Source organism: Salmonella sp. NW722 (assembly GCF_051702785.1).
GTDB lineage: Bacteria > Pseudomonadota > Gammaproteobacteria > Enterobacterales > Enterobacteriaceae > Salmonella > Salmonella enterica.
In genome coordinates this window covers 185,423-209,738 of sequence record NZ_JAMMIN010000009.1, presented here as the reverse complement: position 1 = coordinate 209,738, position 24,316 = coordinate 185,423, and the positions used below count along the sequence as shown (strand labels likewise).

The following is a 24,316-nucleotide window of genomic DNA, read 5'->3' as shown; positions in this document are numbered from 1 at the left end:
GGTCGTTAGCTCAGTTGGTAGAGCAGTTGACTTTTAATCAATTGGTCGCAGGTTCGAATCCTGCACGACCCACCAATGTAAAAAAGCGCCCTAAAGGCGCTTTTTTGCTATCTGCGATATGGAAGATTCGAACCTGCAGCAGGTTCGGGTCTTGCCTGATGCGCTGCGCTTATCAGGCCTACAGACAACACCGCCGCGTAGGCCGGATAAGACGTTAGTCGCCATCCGGCACAGACATCATACCGTCAACGCCGCCACCAGTTTCTCCAGTGCTGGCGTTGCCTGCTGCTGGTCATACACAATATACAAATCCGCCGGAATACGTTCCTCTAACGGACGGAACACCACACCCGGCCAGCTCATTTGCGCATAGCCATCAGCCATCAACGTAATCCCGATCCCCATACTGATCATCGCCAACACCGTTTGCGGCTCAACCACTTCCCGAATAATCATTGGCGAGAAACCCGCCTGTTGGCATACACGTTGTAAAAATCCCCAATCAGAATGTACGGAAGGCAACGTAACAAAATATTCATTGCGCAACGCCGACAGCGGCACAGAATCTCTGGATGCCAGATCGTGATCTTCCGGAACTGCAACCATGAATGCAGATTCATGCAAACGTATGCTGGTAAAACCGACTGCTGGTTCGATAGCCATACGCCAGATCCCTGCATCAAGTTCCCGACCCTCTAACAACGCCATTTGCATACCTGGAGACTTTTCGCGAAAAAGTACTTCAACATTGGGATTTGCTTTCAAAAAGTGACGCATCGCAGGACGCATTCTTCCCCACAGCGCCGTACCAACCACACCCAGTTCAATGCGCCCCGCTTCACCGCGACCAATCTGCTCCACTCGCGCCAGCGCCTGATTTGCATTGGCTAACAAGCGACGTGACTCCTCCATTAAAACTTTCCCGGCATGGGTTAATGCAACGCTGCGGGAATGACGAATAAACAGCAATGTACCCAGTTGCTGTTCAAGTTCTTTGATATGGATACTCAAGGGAGGTTGTGACATATTTAACCGGGCAGCAGCCCGGCCAAAATGCAATTCTTCTGCAACAGCGAGGAAATAACGTAATAGCTTTAGATCAATACGATGGGCTCGTTCCATCACTATCGCACTCCAGGAATAAGGGATAACGTCTGGAATTTACCATATTACCTAGTAAAAAATAGATTTAACGACAAGATACCCAATATACATAAATACAATAGATAAAACCCTGGGTAAAACATTTGGTGCAGGAATAGGTATACGGCATAAAGTAAAAAATGCGCCAATACCAAATCCAATACCGGAGGAGAGAATAATTTCTTTCATACTGTGTCCTTGTTCATAAAAATGGACTGGCGAACATCCTCTCGCCAGTCAAATAAAATTAATGTGCTAATGATTTGGTCGACAGTTTTTCTGGATGGTGCTGATATTTAAAGAACAATGCAAAAATAACGGCCAATGCCAGAGCGTAGGCGGCAAAAACCAGCCAGATTGTTTGCCAATCTTTTACGCCATCAATAGAAAAATAATCCACGGCCATACCGCTTAAAAGAGACCCAATCCACGCCCCCACGCCGTTAACCATGGTCATAAACAGCCCCTGCGCGCTGGCGCGAATACTTGAGTCCACCTCCTGCTCTACAAATACTGACCCTGAGATGTTGAAGAAATCAAATGCGCAGCCATAAACAATCATCGACAGCAGCAGTAGCACAAAGCCAAACGGGGATGGATCGCCAAAGGCAAAGAAGCCGAAACGCAGCGTCCACGCCAGCATGCTCATCAGCATTACCGTTTTAATACCAAAACGTTTAAGGAAGAACGGAATGGTGAGGATAAAGCCCACTTCCGCCATCTGCGAAACTGAAAGCAAGATAGAGGGATACTTCACCACAAAACTATCGGCAAACTCAGGATTACGGGCAAAATCATGCAGGAACGGATTACCGAAGACATTGGTAATTTGCAGCACCGCCCCCAACATCATCGCAAACAAAAAGAAGATTGCCATGCGTGGATTTTTAAACAGAACAAAAGCATCCAGTCCGAGCTTACTGGCAAGCGTGGTGTTCGCCTTCTTCTCGGCTACCGGAATTTTCGGTAACGTCAGCGCATACAGGGCCAGCAATAACGATGCGCCAGAAGCGATGTATAATTGCGCACTGCTCAGTTCCAGCCCCATCAGGCTCACCGTCCACATCGCAACAATAAAACCTATTGTGCCGAAAACGCGCACAGGCGGAAATGACGTTACCGGATCCTGACCTGCTTTCGCCAGACAGGAGTACGAAACGCTATTGGATAATGCAATCGTTGGCATATACGCCATCGCATTAACCAACATCACCCAGAACATCGTCTGGGGATCGGTAACGGTGGTGGCGTATAATAACGCCCCCGCGCAAACCAGATGGCAAAGCATATAGGCTCGCTCAGCGCGCAGCCATTTATCAGCAATGATCCCCATAATGCCCGGCATGATAATCGCTGCCAGTCCTTTTGAGCTGTAGACCATACCGACATTCGCGCCGGTAAAATCCAGAGTGTTGATCATGTAAGAGCCCAGGGTAACCAGCCAGCTCCCCCAGATAAAATATTGCAAGAACGACATGACTTTTAAGCGGGACGTAATACCCATTTTTTATTCCTTGCCGTGAGATAAAGCCCCAATACGGGGCCGTAGTCATTGTGTTTAGGCCAGCTTACGTAAAAAGCCGCAAATCAGATTGATAAAGTTCTGCCGGGAAAGTTCAGCCGCCGCCAGCGTTTGCGCATGGGAGAGTTTTACATCGCCCAGCCCTTCCGCCAGATTGGTGATCGCTGAGACGGCAACAACTTTGAGGCCACAATGACGTGCGCTAATCACCTCAGGGACAACGGACATTCCGACCACATCGCCGCCAATAATCTGCATCATGCGGATTTCTGCCGCCGTTTCGAAGTTCGGACCCGGATAAGAAACAAATACGCCTTCAGTGAGGGGGAATCCCTCCTCTGCCGCAACGGACTGAAGCATGGCGCGATAATCTGCGTCATAAGCATTAGCCAGCGAGAAGAAGCGATCGCCATAACGATCATCGTTTGGCCCTACCATCGGCGTACCGGGCATCGTATTAATGTGATCGCTAAGCGCAACCAGGCTACCCGGCCCCACTTCCGGACGCAGAGATCCTGCCGCATTGGTGCAGAACAACACTTCACAGCCCAGTAATTTCAACGTGCGAATGGCATCGGTCATCACCGCCATTCCACGCCCTTCATAAAAATGCCCGCGGCCTTTCATACAGGCCACCGGAACCCCCGCCAGATGGCCGAGCACCAGTTCACCAGCATGGCCGTGTACGGTGCTGACGGGAAATCCCGGCAATTTCTCGTAAGAAATGGCTACCGCATCTTCGATTTGATCCGCCAGAGCACCCAACCCGGAGCCTAAAATAAACGCGACGCGCGGGGTAAATGCCGGTTTATGTGCATGAATAATATCAACACAATACTCAGGATTATGAGAAAAAAGAGCGTGAGGCATAAGTTTCCTTGTTCTATCGGATTTAATTTGACTCCTTTTTATAACGACCATCGCCCCTTGCTGACCAATACACTTTTCACGTGTCATCAATAGCCATTTAATATCGATAGATTTAGATCGCTTCTGTATTAATACAGAGGGAAAACAGTATTGGTTTTTGCTTGCACTTCATATTAACAATATGCCGCTTTCATATTTATAAATTGCCTCTTTTTAATTAACCCATTAATAATTATCGGCATAGGGAAATATGCTATGAAAAAAATTCTTACTCTGACGCTTTCTTCTTTACTCATTATTCCCGCACTCACCCATGCGGAATTTAAAGGCGGGTTCGCCGATATCGGCCTCCATTACCTCGACTGGACATCAGACACCACGGAAAAAACCAGTAAAAAATCCCATAAAGATGATTTTGGGTACCTGGAACTGGAAGGCGGAGCGAATTTTAGCTGGGGAGAAATGTACGGGTTCTTCGACTGGGAAAATTTTTACAATGGCCGCCACGCTAAACCCGGCAGCGAACAGCGTTACACCTTTAAAAATACCAACCGTATTTATCTGGGCAATACAGGATTAAACCTCTATCTCCATGCCTACGGGACGTACGGTTCACCTCATCGCGCTAATTTCCATGATGACATGTTTCTCTATGGTTTAGGCTATAACTTCACAGGTAACGGTTACTGGTTTAAACCCTTCTTTGCCAAACGTTATACCGATCAGACCTACTACACAGGCGATAATGGTTATGTATTAGGTTGGGTGGCCGGCTATAGCTTCTCGTTGGGTAGTGAGAAATTCAGCGTAACGAACTGGAATGAGTATGAGTTTGACCGTGATGCGTCCTACGCTGCGGGCAATGGCGGGAAAGATGGCATTAATGGCGCAGTAGCGCTGTGGTGGAATGCGACTCCTCACCTGACCGCAGGAGTACAATATCGTTACGCTGATAATAAGTTAGGAGAATCCTTCCTGCAGGATGGCATTATTTATTCCATCAAATACCTGTTTTAACACACTGCCCTGTCAAAAATGGCAGGGCAAGACCGCACCTCACACACGGACAGATAGATATTTATAGCTGATACAGCGGATCTTTCGCCCTCGCGGCGGTTAATTCGCTGGCCTGAGTACGCACCACGTCCCACAACGCCTGCGCCGCCGTGGAGAGCGATCGGTTTTTTCGCCGCGCCAGCATGAGCTGCCTTTCAACTACGGGCGTCAGCCGTTTAACCTGTAAGTGGCTGCCCTGCGGGAGCGGTAACGCCAGCGCGGGCAGCACGCTGATGCCGATTCCCGCTTCCACCATTGGAAACAGCGTGGCCGGGTGACCAATCTCCTGCACGATATCCGCCTCAATAGCAAAATGGGCCAGCGCCGCATCAATCAGCGGTCGACTGCCGGAAGCATAATCCTGTAAGACCAGCGAGGCCTGTTTAAGATCCTGCCAGCTTACCCATTCCTGATGCGCCAGCGGATGATCCTGGCGACACAACAGTAAAAAAGGCTCTGATAAGATGGCTTCACACTGTAAATCCACCGCTGCGCCGGGATCGATAACGATGCCAAAATCCACTTCTCCCTGGCGGATGCTCTCCAGCACCCACTGCTGCGGACGATCGTGCAATACAAAATCAATAGCGGGATAAAGTGAATTACTTTGGGCAATGCATTGCGGAATAAGATGCGCAGAAATGGTTTGGCTCGCGGCAACGCGCACGGTGCCGGTTAATTGTGTCCCTACTCTGCCTGCATCGCGCAGTATGCTGTTCAGTTCATCAAGCACCCGCTCCAGACGCGTCGCCAGTTGTTGCCCCGCCTCGGTCAGCACCACCTCACGCGTAGTGCGATCCAGCAGTCTGACGCCGGTTTGCCGCTCCAGCTCTTTTACGCTATGACTGACCGCAGACTGGCTCAGTCCAATCCTGTCCCCTGCCCGACTGAAACTTTTGGCCTGGGCGACGGTAATAAAAATACGCAGTTGACGCAGTGAATAGTTCATCGACTAGATTCATATATAGATGCAATAAATCAATTTTATTTCTCAAAGCGAAAAACGCAAAATAGCTGCACCGACTTTCAGGAGTTTTTATGAAACTTTTTCGTATCCTTGACCCTTTCACGCTGACACTTATCACCGTGGTACTACTGGCCTCTTTTTTCCCGGCGGAAGGCAGCTTTGTGCCTGTCGTTGAAGGCATTACGACAGCGGCCATCGCTCTGCTGTTTTTTATGCATGGCGCGAAGCTTTCACGTGAAGCGATCATCGCTGGCGGCAGCCACTGGCGGTTGCATCTTTGGGTCATGTGCAGCACTTTTGTGCTCTTTCCTGTCCTCGGCGTACTGTTTGCCTGGTGGGCGCCTGTCAATGTCGACCCTATGCTCTACAGCGGCTTTCTGTATCTGTGCATTTTGCCCGCCACCGTGCAGTCGGCGATTGCATTTACTTCACTCGCGGGCGGTAACGTCGCGGCCGCGGTGTGCTCAGCGTCTGCGTCCAGTCTGCTGGGCATTTTCCTGTCGCCGCTGCTGGTCGGTCTGGTAATGAATATTCATGGCGCGCAGGGCAGTCTGGAAGAGGTGGGCAAAATTATGCTGCAACTGCTGCTACCTTTTGTGCTGGGACACCTGTCTCGCCCGTGGATCGGCAACTGGGTCGCGCGCAACAAAAAGTGGATCGCGAAAACAGATCAGACCTCTATTTTGCTGGTGGTCTACTCGGCGTTCAGCGAAGCGGTGGTCAACGGCATCTGGCACAAAGTCGGCTGGGGATCGCTGCTGTTTATCGTCGTGGTCAGCCTCATACTGTTGGCGATCGTCATCGCCATTAACGTCTTTGTCGCCCGTAAATGCGGCTTCAATAAAGCCGACGAAATCACTATTGTTTTCTGCGGTTCGAAAAAAAGCCTGGCCAACGGGATCCCGATGGCCAATATTCTGTTTCCGACGTCAGTGCTGGGTATGATGGTATTACCGCTGATGATCTTCCACCAGATCCAACTGATGGTCTGCGCAGGGCTGGCGCGGCGCTACAAACGCCAGACCGAGAAGTTACAGGCGCAGCAGGAAAGCCGCGCCGCGAAAGCTTAAAGCGGGCGTTTCAGGGGCTGCACCAGTTGCGTCAGCCCCTCGGTTTTAATCAGCAGCGTGATTTGCATCAACTCCCCCAGTTTACCCGCCGGAAATTGATCTTTACGGGCAAACCACAGCAAATACTCTTCCGGAAGGTCGATCAATCGACGTCCCTGATATTTGCCGAACGGCATCACGGTGTTGGCGATTTCAACCAGCTGCTCTTTTTCCATCTCAGGCACCCAGTAAGCGGATCATTTCCGCTTCATCAATGACATTGATGCCCAGTTCCTGCGCTTTGGCAAGTTTGGAACCCGCCGCTTCACCGGCAATCACCAGATCGGTTTTCTTCGATACGCTGCCTGCCACTTTCGCGCCCAGCGCCACTAAACGCGCTTTAGCGTCATCGCGGGACATCTGGCTCAGGCTACCGGTTAGTACCACGGTTTTACCGGCAAACGGGCTATCGATCTCTTGCACATTAATGACTACCGGCGCGGGCCAGTGAACCCCTTCCGCCAGTAGCTGCCCAATCACATCACGATTACTCTCTTCGGCAAAAAAGTTAAAGACGTGCGTAGCGACCACAATCCCCACGTCAGGTACTTTCTGCAACTCGTCAATCGTGGCGGCCTGCAGCGCCTCCAGCGTACCGAAATAAGCCGCCAGCCCCGCCGCCGTCGCTTCACCCACTTCACGGATGCCCAGCGCATAGAGAAAACGCGCAAAGGTCGTCGCTTTGGCTTTTTCCAGCGCGTTAACAACATTTTGCGCGGACTTTGGCCCCATTCGGTCCAGGCCGGTCAGTTTACCCGCCGTCAGACGGAACAGATCCGCTGGCGTATGGACATACTCCCTTTCCACCAGTTGGTCGATGATCTTATCGCCCATCCCGTCTACATCCATCGCCCGGCGCGACACAAAATGTTTCAACGACTCTTTACGCTGCGCGCCGCAAATCAGCCCGCCGGTACAACGGGTAACGGCTTCGCCTTCAACGCGCTCTACGTCCGATCCGCACACCGGACAGTGCGTTGGAAACACAATCGGACGCGTCTCTTCAGGGCGTTCGGACAGAACCACGTTGACCACCTGAGGGATCACATCGCCTGCCCGACGGATAACCACCTTATCGCCAATGCGCAAGCCAAGCCGCTCAATTTCATCGGCATTATGCAACGTGGCATTGCTGACCAGCACACCAGCCACCTGAACCGGTTCCAGACGCGCCACCGGCGTAATCGCCCCGGTGCGCCCGACCTGAAACTCAACATCGCGCACAAAAGTCATCTGCTCCTGAGCAGGAAATTTAAACGCCACCGCCCAGCGCGGCGCGCGGGCCACAAAGCCCAACTGTTCCTGCAAAGCCAGCGAGTTGACCTTAATCACCACGCCGTCGATATCAAAACCGAGCGTGGGGCGATCTTTTTCGACGTTGCGATAAAAATCCAGTACCGCCTGGGGAGAATCGCACAGCGTCACGCGATCGCTGACCGGTAACCCCCACGCTTTAAATTGCAGCAAACGTCCCAGATGCGTATCCGGCAACTCGCCGCCTTCCAGAATACCGACGCCGTAGCAGAAAAATGTTAGCGGTCGCTTCGCCGTAATACGCGGATCGAGCTGACGCAGCGAGCCCGCCGCCGCGTTACGCGGGTTAGCAAACACTTTGCCGCCAGTGCGGCGCGCGTCTTCATTGATCTTTTCAAACCCGGCCTGCGGTAAAAATACCTCTCCGCGAACTTCAAGACGCGCCGGAATGTTATCGCCGTGCAGCTTTAACGGAATGGCGCGAATCGTGCGCACGTTTGAAGTGATATCTTCACCCGTGGTGCCGTCGCCACGCGTCGCAGCGCTCACCAGCACGCCGTTTTCATACAGAATGCTGACCGCCAGGCCATCCAGCTTTAGCTCGCAGCACCAGATGACATTTTCCGTGCTTTTTAGACGATCCTGCACTCGCTTGTTAAACGCCAGGAAGCTTTCTTCATCAAATACGTTATCGAGCGACAGCATCGGTACTTCATGGCGAATCTGGTTGAATGCCGTCAGCGGCGCCGCGCCAACGCGCTGCGTGGGCGAATCCGGCGTGATAAGGTCCGGACGTTGCGCCTCCAGCTCTCGCAGTTCCCGCATCAGGCGGTCATATTCGGCGTCGGGAATCTCGGGCGCATCCATCACATGATACAGATATTCATGATGGCGAAGCGTGGTTCGCAGTTCTGTCAGTTGTTGTTCGATTGGTTCCATATCACACCATCAATGATAAAAAACCCCCGACAGGCGGGGGTTACGTTAAAAATGTCACACCTGCGTTAACCTCAGGCGTTAGCGTCCATCACCTCGCGGATGCGGTCCTGATATTCGCGCAGTTTCTGCGGCGTCATCATCCGACGCTGGTCATCCAGCACGACGCCGCCGACCTCATCAGCGATATGCTGCGCGGATTGCAGCATCAGCTTGAAATTCTGCAGCGCATCGCCGTAAGACGGTACCTGCATAAAGATAGTGACGCCAGGCGTAGTGAAGTCCGTCATTTCAGGATCGAACGTTCCCGGATTGACCATATTCGCGAGACTGAACAAGGCCGGGCCGCTGCCGTCCGGGCTCAAATGACGATGGAAAATATTCATATCGCCAAATTTAAAGCCTGACTGCTGAATACTGTTCAGTAACACTTCACCATTAAGCTCGCTGCCATGATGGGCCGCGACGTTCATAATGATGACCGCCTCTTTACGCTGCGGTTTTTCCACAACCGGCGCTTCTTCCACTACCGGTTCCGCCTCAACCACAGGTTCCGCAGGCTGGAAGGTTTGCGCTGATGGCGGCGGCGCGGGCTGCGCAACAGGCTGCGGCGCTTGCGACGGCGGTGCAGGCTGCTGTTGCGGCGGCTGTACCGGCGGCGCAGATGGCTGAACCTGCTGAGGCTGCGGCGCAGGTTGGACCGGTTGCTGAACCGGCTGTTGCATCGGCGCTTGCGGCTGCGGCGGCGGCGCTGGACGCGGTTGCGCAGACGCATAAGGCGGCTGGTACTGGTGTTGCGGCGACTGACGAGGGGCATCATGCTCCTGCGACTGGCCGGGGGCATGATTTACGCGGTGAACACGAACTTCACCCACGCCTTCGTCTTCTTCGACATCGTCGTCATACGAGTCGTCGTCGCGTTTCGATTTCATGCGTTTTAGTGGACGATCGCGGAACATAGAAGATCGTTCTTTACGGCTGGTCCAGAAACCATGTACCAGTAAAGCGATTATGGCGATCGCGCCAACAATGATTAATATCAGACGCAAATCCTGCATCATTATATTCTCTGTTGTTCTAACACCTTGCCACCACGGCAAACATTTACTCACTAAGAGTATTTGCCGATTACGTCAAGTGCAAGTGTACTGTTGGCTTTCGCAGCATAAAGATGAAGGAAAATGTGCTTTTTGCTGTTTTTTCGAACATTTCCGAACTATCCACCGTCTGATAACCGGGTAAGATATCCCACGTTTACCCAGGGCTTTAAGAAAAAGGAGTATGTCCTGAATATGGTTTCATCATCCACAACCGTACCACGTAGCGGCGTCTATTATTTCTCGCAAGGATGGAAGTTAGTCACCCTACCGGGAATCCGCCGCTTTGTTATTTTACCTCTGCTGGTCAACATTGTGCTGATGGGCGGCGCATTTTGGTGGCTGTTTACCCAGCTTGACGCCTGGATACCTTCGTTGATGAGTCATGTGCCGGACTGGCTGCAATGGCTGAGCTATCTGCTGTGGCCGATTGCGGTTATTTCTGTTCTGCTGGTCTTTGGCTATTTTTTCTCTACCCTCGCCAACTGGATCGCCGCACCGTTTAACGGCCTTTTAGCCGAACAGCTTGAGGCGCGGTTAACCGGCGCCACGCCGCCAGATACCGGCATACTCGGCATCATGAAAGATGTACCGCGCATTATGAAACGTGAATGGCAAAAGCTGGCGTGGTATCTGCCGCGTGCTATTGTGCTGCTGGTTCTCTATTTCATTCCTGGCATTGGCCAAACCATCGCGCCGGTGTTGTGGTTTTTGTTTAGCGCCTGGATGCTGGCGATCCAGTATTGCGACTACCCGTTTGATAACCACAAAGTGCCGTTTAAAACGATGCGCGCCGCGTTGCGCACGCAGAAGGTGGCGAATATGCAATTTGGCGCGCTCACCAGCCTCTTTACGATGATTCCGGTGCTTAACCTGTTCATTATGCCTGTCGCCGTCTGTGGCGCGACGGTAATGTGGGTTGATTGCTGGCGTGCTAAGCACGCGTTATGGAAATAACGTAAAAATGTATAAATAAGAGATGGCTTATGCTGTCTCTTATTCCATACTGATAACCATTATTTCCCATCAGCATATAGATATGCGAAATCCTTACTTCCCCATATCTGGCTGGAAGGTATGCTGGGAAGGTATCCCAATTTCATACAGTTAAGGACAGGCCATGAGTAAGATTTATGAAGATAACTCGCTGACTATCGGTCATACGCCGCTGGTTCGACTGAACCGTATCGGTAATGGACGCATTCTGGCGAAGGTGGAGTCGCGCAACCCGAGCTTCAGCGTCAAGTGCCGTATCGGCGCCAATATGATTTGGGATGCCGAAAAGCGCGGTGTACTGAAACCTGGCGTGGAACTGGTGGAGCCGACCAGCGGCAACACCGGTATTGCGCTGGCGTATGTCGCCGCCGCGCGCGGTTACAAACTCACCCTGACCATGCCGGAGACCATGAGCATTGAACGCCGCAAGCTACTCAAAGCATTAGGCGCGAATCTGGTGCTGACCGAAGGGGCGAAAGGGATGAAAGGCGCGATTCAGAAAGCCGAAGAAATTGTCGCCAGCGATCCGCAAAAATATCTCCTGCTCCAGCAGTTCAGCAACCCTGCCAACCCGGAAATCCATGAAAAAACCACCGGCCCGGAAATCTGGGAAGACACCGATGGTCAGGTGGATGTGTTTATCTCCGGCGTCGGTACTGGCGGTACGTTAACCGGCGTCACGCGTTATATCAAAGGGACGAAGGGTAAAACCGATCTTATCACCGTTGCGGTAGAACCCACTGACTCCCCGGTTATCGCCCAGGCGCTGGCTGGTGAAGAAATCAAACCGGGCCCACATAAAATTCAGGGCATCGGCGCAGGCTTCATCCCGGGCAACCTGGATCTGAAACTGATTGATAAAGTGGTTGGCATCACCAATGAAGAAGCCATTTCTACCGCGCGCCGTCTGATGGAAGAGGAAGGTATTCTGGCGGGAATTTCTTCCGGCGCCGCGGTTGCTGCAGCGCTTAAGCTGCAGGAAGATGAAAGCTTTACCAATAAGAATATTGTGGTTATCCTACCTTCATCAGGTGAGCGTTATCTGAGCACCGCGTTGTTCGCCGATCTCTTTACTGAGAAAGAACTGCAACAGTGATGCCAGCATGTTAAAAACGCGTAAAAAAGCACCTTTTTGGGTGCTTTTTTGTGGCCTGCTTCAAACTTTCACCTCACCTGGCATTGATTCACCCTGCCGGAACTGGTATTTAACCAGACTAATTATTTTGATGCGCGAAATTAATCGTTACAGGAAAAGCGTTAGCTGAATCGATTTTATGATTTGGTTCAAATCTTCCTTTCGCGGCATAATGTTTAATGACGAGCGAAACGTCAGCGGCCATAAGTTGCCAGCAACGGATTGCGTAGAACACCTTTTGTGTCGCGTCCCGTTTACGCCGGCGCTAACAATACAGGCTAAAGTTGAGCCGCCAGGCTAGACTTTAGTTCCACAACACTAAACCTATAAGTTGGGGAAATACAATGTTCCAGCAAGAAGTTACCATTACCGCTCCGAACGGTCTGCACACCCGCCCTGCTGCTCAGTTTGTTAAAGAAGCAAAAGGCTTCACTTCTGAGATTACTGTGACTTCCAACGGCAAAAGCGCCAGCGCGAAAAGCCTGTTTAAACTGCAGACTCTGGGCCTGACTCAAGGCACCGTCGTCACCATCTCCGCAGAAGGTGAAGATGAGCAGAAAGCGGTTGAACATCTGGTCAAACTGATGGCGGAACTCGAGTAAGTTTTTTTCCGGGTTCTTTTAAAAATCAGTCACAAGTAAGGTAGGGTTATGATTTCAGGCATTTTAGCATCCCCGGGTATAGCTTTCGGCAAAGCACTGCTGCTGAAAGAAGACGAAATCGTCATTGACCGGAAAAAAATTTCTGCCGACAAGGTTGATCAGGAAGTTGAACGTTTTCTGAGCGGTCGTGCCAAGGCATCTGCGCAACTGGAAGCGATCAAGACAAAAGCTGGTGAAACGTTCGGTGAAGAAAAAGAAGCCATCTTTGAAGGGCATATTATGCTGCTCGAAGATGAGGAGCTGGAGCAGGAAATCATAGCCCTGATTAAAGATAAGCACATGACGGCTGACGCAGCCGCGCATGAAGTTATCGAAGGTCAGGCCACTGCCCTGGAAGAACTGGATGACGAATACCTGAAAGAGCGTGCGGCTGACGTACGTGATATCGGTAAGCGCCTGCTGCGCAACATCCTGGGTCTGGCCATTATCGATCTGAGCGCGATTCAGGAAGAAGTTATCCTGGTTGCCGCTGACCTGACGCCGTCAGAAACCGCACAGTTGAACCTGCAGAAAGTGCTGGGCTTCATCACCGACGCGGGCGGACGCACGTCTCATACCTCCATCATGGCGCGTTCTCTGGAACTGCCAGCGATCGTAGGTACCGGTAGCGTCACCTCTCAGGTGAAAAACGGCGACTATCTGATTCTGGATGCCGTAAACAACCAGGTTTACGTCAACCCGACCAACGATGTTATTGAGCAACTGCGCGCCGTCCAGGAGCAGGTTGCGACCGAGAAAGCGGAACTCGCAAAACTGAAAGATCTGCCGGCAATCACGCTGGATGGACATCAGGTCGAAGTTTGCGCCAACATCGGTACCGTTCGTGACGTTGAAGGCGCTGAGCGCAACGGCGCGGAAGGCGTTGGTCTGTATCGTACTGAATTCCTGTTCATGGATCGCGACGCGCTGCCGACGGAAGAAGAGCAGTTTGCCGCCTATAAAGCGGTCGCTGAAGCATGCGGCTCGCAGGCGGTTATCGTCCGTACCATGGACATTGGCGGCGACAAAGAGCTGCCGTACATGAACTTCCCGAAAGAAGAGAACCCGTTCCTGGGCTGGCGCGCCGTGCGTATCGCCATGGATCGCAAAGAGATCCTGCGTGACCAGGTTCGCGCGATTCTGCGTGCCTCCGCTTTCGGTAAATTGCGCATTATGTTCCCGATGATCATCTCTGTTGAAGAAGTTCGCGCGCTGCGCAAAGAGATTGAAATCTACAAACAGGAACTGCGTGACGAAGGTAAAGCATTTGACGAAAGCATTGAGATTGGCGTGATGGTGGAAACACCGGCTGCGGCGACAATTGCGCGTCATTTAGCCAAAGAAGTTGATTTCTTTAGTATCGGCACCAATGATTTAACGCAGTACACCCTGGCAGTTGACCGTGGTAATGATATGATTTCACACCTTTACCAGCCAATGTCACCGTCCGTACTGAACTTGATCAAGCAAGTTATTGATGCTTCTCATGCAGAAGGTAAATGGACTGGCATGTGTGGTGAGCTTGCAGGCGACGAACGTGCTACACTTCTGTTGCTGGGGATGGGTCTGGACGAATTCTCTATGAGCGCCATTTCTATCCCGCGCATTAAGAAGATTATCCGTAACACGAACTTCGAAGATGCGAAGGTGTTAGCAGAGCAGGCTCTTGCTCAACCGACAACGGACGAGTTAATGACGCTGGTTAACAAGTTCATTGAAGAAAAAACAATCTGCTAATCCACGAGATGCGGCCCAATTTACTGCTTAGGAGAAGATCATGGGTTTGTTCGATAAACTAAAATCTCTGGTTTCTGATGATAAGAAAGACACCGGAACTATTGAGATTGTTGCCCCGCTCTCTGGCGAGATCGTCAACATCGAAGACGTGCCGGATGTAGTTTTTGCTGAAAAAATCGTTGGTGATGGCATCGCTATCAAACCAACCGGTAACAAAATGGTCGCCCCTGTTGACGGTACCATCGGCAAAATCTTTGAAACCAACCATGCGTTCTCTATCGAATCCGATAGCGGCATTGAGCTGTTCGTTCACTTCGGTATCGACACCGTTGAGCTGAAAGGCGAAGGCTTCAAGCGTATTGCTGAAGAAGGTCAGCGCGTGAAAGTTGGCGATCCGGTCATCGAGTTCGATCTGCCGTTGCTGGAAGAAAAAGCCAAGTCTACCCTGACTCCGGTTGTTATCTCCAACATGGATGAAATCAAAGAACTGATCAAACTGTCCGGTAGCGTGACCGTGGGTGAAACTCCGGTTATCCGCATTAAGAAGTAATTCTTGCCGCAGTGAAGAATGGCGCCTTTGGGCGCCATTTTTTTTGCCTGTAGGCCGGATAAGGCGCTTGCGCCGCCATCCGGCGATGGTGCGGCGCACAGCCTGATGGCGCTACGCTTATCAGGCCTACAAGGTTGCGAACATTTCAGCGCCAATCCACGAGTTACAACTGCGAGGTCACCGGGCGAAAGCACTTCTCGCGCATCAGGATCTTCATCCCATCCGGGCCACTCTCCAGCATCCTGCGTTCGGAATCGGACACTTGCAACTCGCACTGATAGCCGCCAGTGATGCCAAACATCGCTCGCGCCACGCAGATATCTTCCAGCGCGTCCAGCCCGCTCGTTTCAAAATGCCCCACGATACGTCCCTGCTGGCGAACTACCAGCCGATAACTCTTCATCGCGCCTCCCCTGCCGGCGGCAGAATTAACTCATCACAGCCACACTGCTGTGTCCAGGTCATCACCTCCAGCACGCGCTGCGCCGCATCTTTTGCCGCGGTCGTCAGTTTTTTTCCCTGCACAATACCGCTGACCAGCTCGGCGCAGAAGAGATCTCCCGTCCCTTTTAATTCCGTCGCCACCCGCGGATGGGCAAAGACCTCCACGACCTGCGCGGTAACGACGGCAACCGTTATGGTCTCCAGAGATTCGCCCGGCGCGCTGGTGATAACCACCCATTTCAGCGTATCGGAAAGCAGCGATTGCGCCGCCGCCACCGCCTCTTCCAGCGTGCGGCACGGTTTACCACTCAGCATCTCCAGCTCAAATACGTTCGGCGTTAGCCCCTGCGCCTGCGGCAACAAATGCGTGCGATAAGCCTGCGGAATTTCCGCCTGCACATACATTCCACTGTCGGTATCGCCAATGACCGGATCAACAAGAATACACACCTCCGGATGCGAAGCCCGGATCGCCATTAGCCACTTCGAAAGCAAGACAATTTGGTCTGCGCTGCCCATGTAACCGGTGGTAATCGCTTTTAATTCACGTAGCGCATCGCGCTCATTCAACGCCGTAAGGTAGCCTGCAAACCACTCGGCGGGAATAATGCCGCCATAAAACGTTTTATAGTGCGGCGTATTGCTGAACAGCACCGTTGGGACCGCCGTCACGCGTAATCCCTGCGCTTTAATGGCCGGAACAGCGATACTGTTGCCTACGCTGCCGTACACGACCTGTGACTGGACGGCGACGATATCGGTCTGTAACGCCCGATGGTTGTCGTCGAAGAGCACTGACTGAATATCACTCTCTTGTCCCATAAAATTTTCCTCTCGCTGGACAGCAGGCTACCGCCTCATTATCATTGTCATATGCTAAAATTCATTTTGTCATAGGTCAATAATGATCGACGGAAAAACCGCTAACGAAATTTTTGACAGTATCCGTCAACACATTATCGCCGGCACGTTACGGGCGGAGGATTCGCTCCCGCCGGTACGGGAGCTGGCAAGCGAATTAAAGGTGAACCGCAATACCGTCGCAGCGGCGTATAAACGGCTGATAACGGCGGGACTGGCGCAAAGTTTAGGCCGCAATGGGACGGTGATTAAAGGCAGTCCGTCTCCCGTAGCGCTGGAAGGCGGCGATCCGCATACGCCTCTGCACGACCTTTCCGGCGGCAATCCCGATCCGCAGCGTCTGCCTGACCTTAGCCGTTATTTTGCTCGTCTCAGCCGCACGCCGCATCTCTACGGCGATGCGCCCGTTTCCCCTGAACTACACGCCTGGACGGCGCGCTGGCTACGGGATGCCACCCCCGTCGCAGGCGAAATTGATATCACCAGCGGAGCTATCGACGCCATTGAAAGACTGCTTTGCGCGCATCTGCTGCCGGGCGACAGCGTCGCGGTGGAAGATCCCTGTTTTTTAAGCAGTATCAATATGCTGCGCTATGCCGGTTTTAGCGCCAGCCCGGTCAGCATGGATAGCGAAGGAATGCAGCCTGAAAAGCTAGAACGGGCGCTAAATCAGGGCGCGCGGGCAGTGATCTTAACGCCGCGCGCGCACAACCCTACCGGCTGTAGCCTGAGCGCTCGCCGTGCCGCTGCGCTGCAAAATATACTGGCGCGTTACCCTCAGGTAGTGGTCATTATCGACGATCACTTCGCCCTGCTTTCTTCGTCGCCCTGGCAGCCGGTTATTGCGCAGACAACGCAACACTGGGCGGTGATACGCTCCGTTTCCAAAGCCCTCGGCCCCGATTTACGTCTTGCTATTGTCGCCAGCGACAGCGCGACCTCGGCAAAACTTCGGCTGCGGCTAAATGCCGGTAGTCAGTGGGTCAGCCATCTGTTACAGGATCTGGTCTACGCCTGCCTGACCGACCCTGAGTATCAGCACAGGCTGGCGCAAACGCGGCTGTTTTACGCCGCCCGGCAACAAAAACTGGCCCGCGCCCTACAGCAATATGGCATCGCCATTTCTCCCGGCGACGGCGTGAATGCCTGGCTCCCGCTGGACACCCATAGCCAGGCTACCGCGTTTACGTTGGCAAAATCCGGCTGGCTGGTACGTGAGGGAGAAGCCTTTGGCGTAAGCGCGCCGTCTCACGGTCTACGTATCACGCTGTCGACATTAAATGACGGCGAGATCAACACGCTGGCGGCTGATATCCATCAGGCGCTAAATCGCTAACAGGAGAAAATAACGTGCGAGTTCATTTTGTTGTCCATGAGTCGTTTGAATCCGCTGGCGCTTATCTGAAATGGGCTAAAGATCGCGGTTATACCATTTCATGGTCGCGCGTCTATGCCGGAGAAGCGCTACCGCCCAATGCCGATAAGTTCGATATGCTCGTGGTATTTGGCGGTCCGCAGTCGCCGCGCACCACCCGCGAAGAGTGCCCGTACTTTGACTCTCGCGCCGAACAGCACTTAATTAATCAGGCGGTTACGGCCCGGCGAATGGTTATCGGCATTTGTCTTGGTTCGCAGCTCATTGGCGAGGCGCTGGGCGCCGCTGTGTGCCAAAGTCCGGAAAAAGAGATTGGTCACTACCCTATTACGCTCACTGAAGCCGGTCTGCGGCATCCGCTTATCGCCCACTTTGGCTCCCCGTTAACCGTCGGCCACTGGCACAACGATATGCCAGGACTCACCGATCAGGCGACCGTGCTGGCCGAAAGTGCCGGCTGTCCACGTCAGATAGTGCAGTACGGTAATTTTGTCTACGGCTTCCAGTGTCATATGGAATTTACCGCTGAGGCGGTTGAAGGATTAATCCAACATTCGCAGCAGGAGCTGGCCGACGCGCAAGGGAAGCGTTTTATCCGCTCGGTCGCCGAGATGCGCGCATGGGATTACCAGCAAATGAATGAAAAGCTGTGGCGTTTTCTGGATGAACTCACTCTGGCGCACTCACAGAAATAACCACACCAGGAGTGCAACTTATTACCCGGCTAACGGTCTGAGGTGCAGTGATTATCGCATGAAAAAGGATTTTACCATGAAGAAAATTGTCTGCGCCGTCGTTGCGCTCCTGCTGACCCTACCCGCCTGGGCGAAGCTAAACGCCCATGAAGAAGCGCGCATTAACGCCATGCTGAATGCGCTGGCGCAGAAAAAGGATCTGACCTTCGTTCGTAACGGTGATGCGCATAACTGCGAGGAAGCCGTATCGCACCTGCGCTTAAAACTGGGCAACACGCGCAATCGTATCGACACCGCCGAACAGTTTATCGATAAAGTCGCGTCGTCGTCGTCCATCACCGGAAAACCCTATATCGTTAAAATTCCCGGTAAAGCGGATGAAAACGCGCAGCCTTATTTACATGCGCTTATTGCGGAAACGGATAAGAATGTTGAGTAAGAAAAAATCATAATGCCAGGCGTGCTACTGTGGTTTTTTAAAGGCGTTATCGCGCTTCTGTTAGCGTTTGCTGTAGGGTTAACCGTTTACTATTATCTGGAAATTCGTCCCATAGCCCAGACTGCATTACAGAGCGCCTCTTTCTGGTTGTCCGAATCGCCGCAGACGCGTTTTTTGCGCCGCGCTGCGGCCAAAATACACCCCAAATCCTATACTGCCAGATTGCTCTATACCCAAGCCGGCGTGGATGGGCATTTCAGGACCGCGATCTGGGTGTTCTGGTTGGACAGCCTGTACCGCGACGACGAGCTGTATGCCATGATGCTGGCGCAAGCGTATTATGGCCGGGATTCGCAGGGTAACGCGGTTTACGGTACGAAAAATGCAGCGTTAACGTTATTTCACGTACCAGTGACAGAGATGACCTGCCAGCAACAAGTACAACTGATTTATATGTTTAAAGCACCGTCACTTTACCGGCCTGGTTCAGCCAGGCTGGTAGAAAGCAGCAAGCATTACATGACGCTTTGCCAGGAACAAATACAACAATAAGAACAACAGACGAGCTTTTATTATAAAAGGCGGCGGTAATGCGCTGGCGCACACGGGAAATCGGCAGGATATTCCCGCTTGTCAAAGGCGGCCGTTGCCTTGTTTATTCCAATCAGCTGAACCCGTTAGTTTAAATCCCTGCCCCCTGGCTGAAATGCTCTTCACCAAACACGCCGGTAGACAAGTAACGGTCGCCGCGATCGCAGATGATCGCCACCACTATCGCGCCGGGCGTGGCTCGTGCGACGCGTAACGCGCCCGCTACCGCGCCGCCGGAGCTGACGCCGCAGAAAATCCCTTCACGAACCGCCAGTTCACGCATGGTGTTTTCGGCATCATTCTGGTGAATATCCAGCACCTGGTCCACCAGACTGGCGTTGAAAATCCCCGGCATATATTCCGCTGGCCAGCGGCGAATGCCCGGAATACTGCTGCCCTCTTGCGGCTGCAGGCCGACGATGGTCACCGCTTTTTCCTGCTCGCGTAGAAAACGCGACACGCCGGTAATCGTGCCGGTAGTGCCCATGCTGGAAACAAAATGGGTGATACGCCCTTCTGTTTGCTGCCAGATTTCCGGGCCGGTGGTCGTGTAGTGGGCGTAGGGATTATCAGGATTATTAAACTGATCGAGCAGTTTGCCCTCGCCTCGTTCAGACATAGCGAGCGCTAAATCGCGCGCCCCTTCCATTCCCTGATCTTTAGTGACCAGAATCAGTTCCGCGCCATAGGCCCGCATTGCCGCCCGACGCTCCTGACTCATGTTGTCTGGCATCAACAGCTTCATGCGATAACCTTTCAGCGCGGCGATCATCGCCAGCGCAATGCCAGTGTTGCCGCTGGTCGCTTCAATCAGGACATCGCCCGGTTTAATTTCTCCGCGCTTTTCCGCCTCGACAATCATCGATAGCGCCGCGCGATCTTTCACCGATCCTGCTGGATTATTGCCTTCCAGCTTGACCCAGATTTCACTGCCGTTATCCGGCGCCAGACGTTGTAATTTGACCAGCGGCGTATTGCCGATGGTTTGTTCTAATGTATTCACGTTTTCAGCTCGTAAAAAAGCCCGGTATGCGTAGCGCCACCGGGCGATAACTATACAAATTAACCTATCAGGCCGATTGCGCCAGAGCAAGTTCCTCTTCACGCGTTTCAATACGCTGGTCGCCGTTATACAGACGCGCTTTTTGCAGTCCAACAAACAAACGCTCGCCGCGCTGCGGGACATCGTCACCCGCCATCACCACCGTCAGCGGATCGTGATACCACCCCAGCGGTTGTACCACTAACTGTGTATAGTGACCTTTCGGGCTGGCCTCAATGACCTGTACTGGTAGCGGAGAATCCAGGCTGGTGCGGCGGCTAATATCCACCTCCCACGGACGCAGGAACAGATCGACCGGCCCCTGGTACGCGGGCGTATAACCCAGCGGCCAGCGATGCGCGCCAACGTGAAACTGCCCACCGCGGACGGTGCCTGTCAGGCGGTTCACCTCGCCCATAAACTCCAGTACGAAGCGGGTTGCCGGTTCACGCCACACTCGATCCGGCGCATCAGCCTGTTCGATATTGCCCTGACTCATCACCACCACCCGATCCGCCACTTCCGTCGCCTCTTCCTGATCGTGGGTGACAAAGACGCTGGTGAATTTCAGTTCTTCATGTAGCTGGCGCAACCAGCGACGTAACTCTTTACGTACCTGGGCATCCAGCGCGCCAAAGGGTTCATCCAGCAGTAGAATTTGCGGTTCTACGGCAAGCGCGCGCGCCAGCGCCACGCGCTGTTTTTGTCCGCCGGAAAGCTGGGCGGGGAAGCGATCCGCGAGGTGCGCCAGTTGCACCATCTCCAGCAATTGCGTCACTTTCGCTTTAATCGCCGCCGCAGTTGGGCGGTCGCGTCGCGGCAGCACCGTCAGGCCAAAAGCGATGTTGTCAAACACCGTCATATGGCGAAACAGCGCATAGTGCTGAAACACAAAACCGACTTTACGCTCACGCGCGTGCAGGCGGCTAACGTCCGTACCGTGGAAACGAATATGGCCGCTGGACTGATGTTCCAGCCCAGCAATAATGCGCAGCAGCGTCGTTTTGCCGGAACCTGACGGCCCCAACAAGGCAACCATCTGGCCGGAAGGAATATCCAGCGAGATATCATTCAGTACCTGAGTACGACCAAACGATTTCTTAATTCTGGCGATCTCAATGCTCATGATTTTCCTCCTGTTGCGCGCGTTTTTCCTGATTCTCCAGACGCCATTGCAACATGCTCTTCAAAAACAGGGTAATAATCGCCATTAGCGTCAACAATGCGGCGGCGGTAAAGGAGCCGACGGTGTTGTAGTCCTGCTCCAGTAATTCAATCTGTAACGGTAGCGATAACGTTTCGCCGCGAATCGAGCCGGACACCACCGACACCGCGCCAAACTCGCCAATCGCGCGGGCGTTGGTTAACACCACGCCGTAGAGTAGCGCCCAGCGAATATTCGGCAACGTCACGCGGCGAAACATTTGCCAGCCGGATGCGCCCAGTAAAATCGCAGCCTCATCTTCCTGACTGCCCTGGCTGAGCATCACTGGCACCAGTTCGCGCACCACAAACGGGCAGGTGACAAAAATAGTGACCAGTACCATCCCCGGCCAGGAGAACATCATTTGCAAATTATGCTCATCCAGCCAGCCGCCCAACGGGCCGTTGGAACCATAAAACAACAGATAAACCAGACCGGCCACCACCGGTGAGACGGCAAAGGGAATATCCAGCAGGGTCAGCAATAGCTGACGTCCGGGGAAGTTAAAGCGCGTCACCAGCCACGCCAGCAGAATGCCAAACACCAGATTCACCGGCACTGCGATCAAGGCAATCAACACCGTCAGCCAGATGGCGTGCAGCATGTCCGGATCGGCCAGATTTTGCAGTACCGGCATTAACCCTTTGCTGAACGCCTGCACGAAGATGTAAATCATCGGCACCAGCAGGATAAACGCCGAAACCAGCATCCCGACGCCAATCAGAAACCATTTTCCCCAGTTAATGCGGGGGACGTCGTATCGCTTCAATTGAGTCACTTCCGCCATTAATGACCTACCACACGTCGACCAAAGCGACTTTGCAGAGTGTTAATTGAGAACAGCAGCAGCAGTGATGCCGCAAGGATCACTGAGGCAATGGCGCTGGCGGCTGGGTAGTCAAACTCCTGCAAACGCACAAAAATCATCAGCGAGGTCACTTCTGTTTTCCAGGCGATATTTCCGGCGATAAAAATCACCGCGCCAAACTCGCCCAGGCTACGGGTAAAAGAGAGCGCCACGCCGGCAATCAGCGCAGGCGACAGCTCAGGCAGCACGACTTTGCGAAAACTTTGCAGGCGGGTGGCCCCCAGCGTTTGTGCCGCTTCTTCATATTCCGGCCCCAGCTCTTCCAGTACCGGCTGGACGGTGCGTACCACAAATGGAATGCTGGTAAAGGCCATCGCCACCGCAATACCGAGCCAGGTATAGGTCACTTTGATATCAAACTGCGCGAGAAACTGACCGTAGAAACCGTTCACTGAGAACAGCGAGGCCAGCGTTAACCCCGCCACCGCTGTCGGCAGCGCAAACGGCAGATCCATCAGCGCATCCAGCAACGTGCGCCCTGGAAAACGGTAGCGGGTTAAAATCCACGCCATCAGCAGGCCAAACACGCCGTTAAAAATCGATGCCACAAATGCCGCCAGTAGCGTCACTTTATAGGCAGCCACCACCTGAGGGTTGGTCACGACATCCCAGTATTGCGACCAGCTCATCTGTGAGAGCTGCATCACCAGCGCGCTCAACGGCAACAGCAGGATCAGGCAGACAAACAGCAAACTGGTGCCGAGGCTTAACGTAAAGCCGGGCAGCACGTGTCGGGAAGAAACGGCAAGCATTACTTACGCCCCGCCGCCAACAGTTTGTCCAGCTCGCCGCCGCTGGCAAAGTGCGTTTTCATCACCTCAGGCCAGGAACCAAACTTGTCTTCCACGCGGAACAGTTCGGTCTGCGGGAATTTATCTGCTTGCTTGCCCATGATTTCCGGGTTATTCACGCGGTAGTAGTAATGGGTGATGATGGTCTGCGCCTGCGGGCTATACAGCCAGTTCAGGTAAGCTTTGGCGGCTTTTTCTGTGCCGTTGGCCTTCACGTTTTTATCCACCCAGGCAACCGGGAATTCAGCAAGAATGTTCGTTTTCGGGATCACCACTTCAAATCCCTGGGCTTCATATTGTTTGCGGATGTTGTTCACTTCCGATTCAAAACTAATCAGCACATCGCCCAGACCACGCTCGGCAAAGGTAGTCGTAGCGCCGCGACCGCCGGTATCAAACACTTCGACGTTTTTCAGGAACTGGGTCATAAACTGTTCGGTTTTGGCTTTATCGCCGCCGTCCGCGTTATCCGCCGCGCCCCATGCCGCCAGATACGTATAGCGGGCGTTGCCGGAGGTTTTCGGGTTCGGGAAAATCAGCTTCACGTCGGAACGTACAAGATCGCTCCAGTCGTGAATATTTTTCGGGTTTCCCTTGCGAACCAGGAAGCCCATCGTGGAGTAGAATGGCGAACTGTTGTTCGGCAGACGGCTTTGCCAGTCGGCAGGGATCAGTTTGCCTTTATCATGGAGAATCTGTACGTCGGTCACCTGATTGTAGGTCACGACGTCTGCCTTCAGTCCCTGCAAAATCGCCAGCGCCTGTTTTGATGACCCGGCATGAGACTGCTTAATCGTCAGTTTGTCGCCGCCGTTATCTTTTGCCCATTGTTGCTCAAACGGCGGGTTAAGGGCGGCAAACAGCTCGCGGGAGACATCGTATGAGCTGTTCAGCAGCTCCGTTGCCTGCGCCTGCCCTGCCAGTAACAGCATTGCTGCCAGCGTCAGGGGTCTCTTTTTCAGTAAGTTAACGGCCATTGCGCACCCTTATAAA

The 24,316-nt window shown here is 53.1% G+C and carries 26 protein-coding genes; 11 read left to right on the top strand and 15 right to left on the bottom strand.

Annotated elements, in window-relative coordinates:
- Positions 1-237 precede the first annotated feature (237 nt).
- From NA330_RS20415 to xapA, 4 genes are read right to left on the bottom strand one after another with little or no spacing between them, the layout of a single operon-like run.
- Entirely contained in the window at positions 238-1,122 is an 885-nt protein-coding gene (locus NA330_RS20415; protein ID WP_023241606.1) for a LysR family transcriptional regulator, read from the bottom strand.
- A 51-nt stretch (positions 1,123-1,173) separates the two neighbouring features.
- A complete protein-coding gene (locus NA330_RS20410; protein WP_001667072.1) occupies positions 1,174-1,332 on the bottom strand; it encodes a XapX domain-containing protein in 159 nt (52 codons plus the stop codon).
- Positions 1,333-1,390: 58 nt separating this feature from the next.
- Complete coding sequence (locus tag NA330_RS20405; protein WP_000513241.1) at positions 1,391-2,647, bottom strand: nucleoside permease; 1,257 nt, start codon at positions 2,645-2,647, stop codon at positions 1,391-1,393.
- A 54-nt stretch (positions 2,648-2,701) separates the two neighbouring features.
- A complete protein-coding gene (gene xapA / locus NA330_RS20400) occupies positions 2,702-3,535 on the bottom strand; it encodes a xanthosine phosphorylase (protein WP_001119755.1) in 834 nt (277 codons plus the stop codon).
- Positions 3,536-3,790: 255 nt separating this feature from the next.
- Between xapA and NA330_RS20395 the strand changes: the two genes are divergently transcribed.
- Entirely contained in the window at positions 3,791-4,552 is a 762-nt protein-coding gene (locus NA330_RS20395; RefSeq protein WP_023241607.1) for an outer membrane protein OmpK, read from the top strand.
- Between the two features lie 61 nt (positions 4,553-4,613).
- Here the strand turns inward: NA330_RS20395 and NA330_RS20390 are convergent, their stop codons facing one another.
- Positions 4,614-5,540, bottom strand: a complete 927-nt coding sequence (locus NA330_RS20390) for a LysR family transcriptional regulator (RefSeq protein WP_001109831.1) — start codon at positions 5,538-5,540, stop codon at positions 4,614-4,616.
- Positions 5,541-5,629: 89 nt separating this feature from the next.
- Between NA330_RS20390 and NA330_RS20385 the strand changes: the two genes are divergently transcribed.
- On the top strand, positions 5,630-6,628 hold the full coding sequence (locus NA330_RS20385) for a bile acid:sodium symporter family protein (RefSeq protein WP_000765580.1): 999 nt from the start codon (positions 5,630-5,632) through the stop codon (positions 6,626-6,628).
- On the opposite strand, the gene NA330_RS20380 is transcribed toward NA330_RS20385, so the two are convergent.
- From NA330_RS20380 to zipA, 3 genes are all read right to left on the bottom strand, one after another.
- Complete coding sequence (locus NA330_RS20380) at positions 6,625-6,843, bottom strand: DUF3820 family protein (protein WP_001519708.1); 219 nt, start codon at positions 6,841-6,843, stop codon at positions 6,625-6,627. The two genes, NA330_RS20385 and NA330_RS20380, sit on opposite strands and share 4 nt — an antisense overlap.
- Position 6,844: 1 nt before the next feature.
- Positions 6,845-8,860 (bottom strand): NAD-dependent DNA ligase LigA, encoded by a 2,016-nt coding sequence (ligA, locus tag NA330_RS20375; RefSeq protein WP_000433279.1) that lies wholly within the window; start codon positions 8,858-8,860, stop codon positions 6,845-6,847.
- A gap of 71 nt (positions 8,861-8,931) precedes the next feature.
- On the bottom strand, positions 8,932-9,918 hold the full coding sequence (gene zipA / locus NA330_RS20370; RefSeq protein WP_023241608.1) for a cell division protein ZipA: 987 nt from the start codon (positions 9,916-9,918) through the stop codon (positions 8,932-8,934).
- Between the two features lie 231 nt (positions 9,919-10,149).
- Here zipA and cysZ point away from each other — a divergent pair, with 231 nt between their 5' ends.
- The 5 genes from cysZ (at position 10,150) to crr (ending at position 15,013) form a co-directional block, all read left to right on the top strand.
- Entirely contained in the window at positions 10,150-10,911 is a 762-nt protein-coding gene (gene cysZ / locus NA330_RS20365; RefSeq protein ID WP_023241609.1) for a sulfate transporter CysZ, read from the top strand.
- 163 nt (positions 10,912-11,074) lie between these two features.
- Positions 11,075-12,046, top strand: coding sequence for a cysteine synthase A (gene cysK, locus NA330_RS20360; RefSeq protein ID WP_000036904.1), 972 nt, complete (start codon positions 11,075-11,077; stop codon positions 12,044-12,046).
- Between the two features lie 383 nt (positions 12,047-12,429).
- Positions 12,430-12,687 carry a phosphocarrier protein Hpr gene (gene ptsH / locus NA330_RS20355; RefSeq protein ID WP_000487600.1) on the top strand — a complete coding sequence of 86 codons (258 nt, stop codon included), beginning with the start codon at positions 12,430-12,432 and terminating at the stop codon, positions 12,685-12,687.
- Between the two features lie 48 nt (positions 12,688-12,735).
- Positions 12,736-14,463 (top strand): phosphoenolpyruvate-protein phosphotransferase PtsI, encoded by a 1,728-nt coding sequence (gene ptsI, locus NA330_RS20350; RefSeq protein WP_000623118.1) that lies wholly within the window; start codon positions 12,736-12,738, stop codon positions 14,461-14,463.
- Between the two features lie 40 nt (positions 14,464-14,503).
- Positions 14,504-15,013 (top strand): PTS glucose transporter subunit IIA, encoded by a 510-nt coding sequence (gene crr / locus NA330_RS20345; protein WP_000522253.1) that lies wholly within the window; start codon positions 14,504-14,506, stop codon positions 15,011-15,013.
- Positions 15,014-15,176: 163 nt separating this feature from the next.
- Here the strand turns inward: crr and NA330_RS20340 are convergent, their stop codons facing one another.
- Entirely contained in the window at positions 15,177-15,416 is a 240-nt protein-coding gene (locus NA330_RS20340; RefSeq protein ID WP_000844541.1) for a hypothetical protein, read from the bottom strand.
- The gene (gene pdxK / locus NA330_RS20335) at positions 15,413-16,279 is read right to left on the bottom strand and encodes a pyridoxine/pyridoxal/pyridoxamine kinase (protein WP_000529613.1); all 867 of its coding nucleotides are present in this window, start codon (positions 16,277-16,279) and stop codon (positions 15,413-15,415) included. The genes NA330_RS20340 and pdxK overlap by 4 nt, the downstream gene beginning before the upstream one ends.
- 82 nt (positions 16,280-16,361) lie before the next feature.
- On the opposite strand from pdxK, the gene ptsJ reads away from it, so the two are divergent.
- Genes ptsJ through NA330_RS20315 form a run of 4 tightly spaced genes read left to right on the top strand, consistent with a single transcriptional unit; the run spans position 16,362 to position 19,379 of the window.
- Positions 16,362-17,654, top strand: a complete 1,293-nt coding sequence (gene ptsJ, locus NA330_RS20330) for a transcriptional regulator PtsJ (protein WP_052894932.1) — start codon at positions 16,362-16,364, stop codon at positions 17,652-17,654.
- Between the two features lie 14 nt (positions 17,655-17,668).
- A complete protein-coding gene (locus NA330_RS20325) occupies positions 17,669-18,388 on the top strand; it encodes a type 1 glutamine amidotransferase (RefSeq protein WP_052894930.1) in 720 nt (239 codons plus the stop codon).
- A 58-nt stretch (positions 18,389-18,446) separates the two neighbouring features.
- The gene (locus tag NA330_RS20320; protein ID WP_000710729.1) at positions 18,447-18,827 is read left to right on the top strand and encodes a YfeK family protein; all 381 of its coding nucleotides are present in this window, start codon (positions 18,447-18,449) and stop codon (positions 18,825-18,827) included.
- A gap of 12 nt (positions 18,828-18,839) precedes the next feature.
- Positions 18,840-19,379: a transglycosylase domain-containing protein gene (locus NA330_RS20315; RefSeq protein WP_017441399.1), complete on the top strand. Its 540-nt coding sequence runs from the start codon at positions 18,840-18,842 to the stop codon at positions 19,377-19,379.
- A gap of 130 nt (positions 19,380-19,509) precedes the next feature.
- Here the strand turns inward: NA330_RS20315 and cysM are convergent, their stop codons facing one another.
- The 5 genes from cysM to cysP all read right to left on the bottom strand — a co-directional run bounded on the left by cysM (position 19,510) and on the right by cysP (position 24,300).
- A complete protein-coding gene (gene cysM, locus NA330_RS20310) occupies positions 19,510-20,421 on the bottom strand; it encodes a cysteine synthase CysM (RefSeq protein WP_023241612.1) in 912 nt (303 codons plus the stop codon).
- 67 nt (positions 20,422-20,488) lie between these two features.
- Positions 20,489-21,586, bottom strand: coding sequence for a sulfate/thiosulfate ABC transporter ATP-binding protein CysA (gene cysA / locus NA330_RS20305; protein ID WP_023241613.1), 1,098 nt, complete (start codon positions 21,584-21,586; stop codon positions 20,489-20,491).
- Complete coding sequence (cysW, locus tag NA330_RS20300; RefSeq protein WP_000852705.1) at positions 21,576-22,451, bottom strand: sulfate/thiosulfate ABC transporter permease CysW; 876 nt, start codon at positions 22,449-22,451, stop codon at positions 21,576-21,578. Before cysW ends, cysA begins: the two co-directional genes overlap by 11 nt.
- Positions 22,451-23,284, bottom strand: a complete 834-nt coding sequence (gene cysT, locus NA330_RS20295; RefSeq protein ID WP_023241614.1) for a sulfate/thiosulfate ABC transporter permease CysT — start codon at positions 23,282-23,284, stop codon at positions 22,451-22,453. Before cysT ends, cysW begins: the two co-directional genes overlap by 1 nt.
- A complete protein-coding gene (gene cysP, locus NA330_RS20290; RefSeq protein WP_000290270.1) occupies positions 23,284-24,300 on the bottom strand; it encodes a thiosulfate/sulfate ABC transporter substrate-binding protein CysP in 1,017 nt (338 codons plus the stop codon). The genes cysT and cysP overlap by 1 nt, the downstream gene beginning before the upstream one ends.
- Positions 24,301-24,316 lie beyond the last annotated feature (16 nt).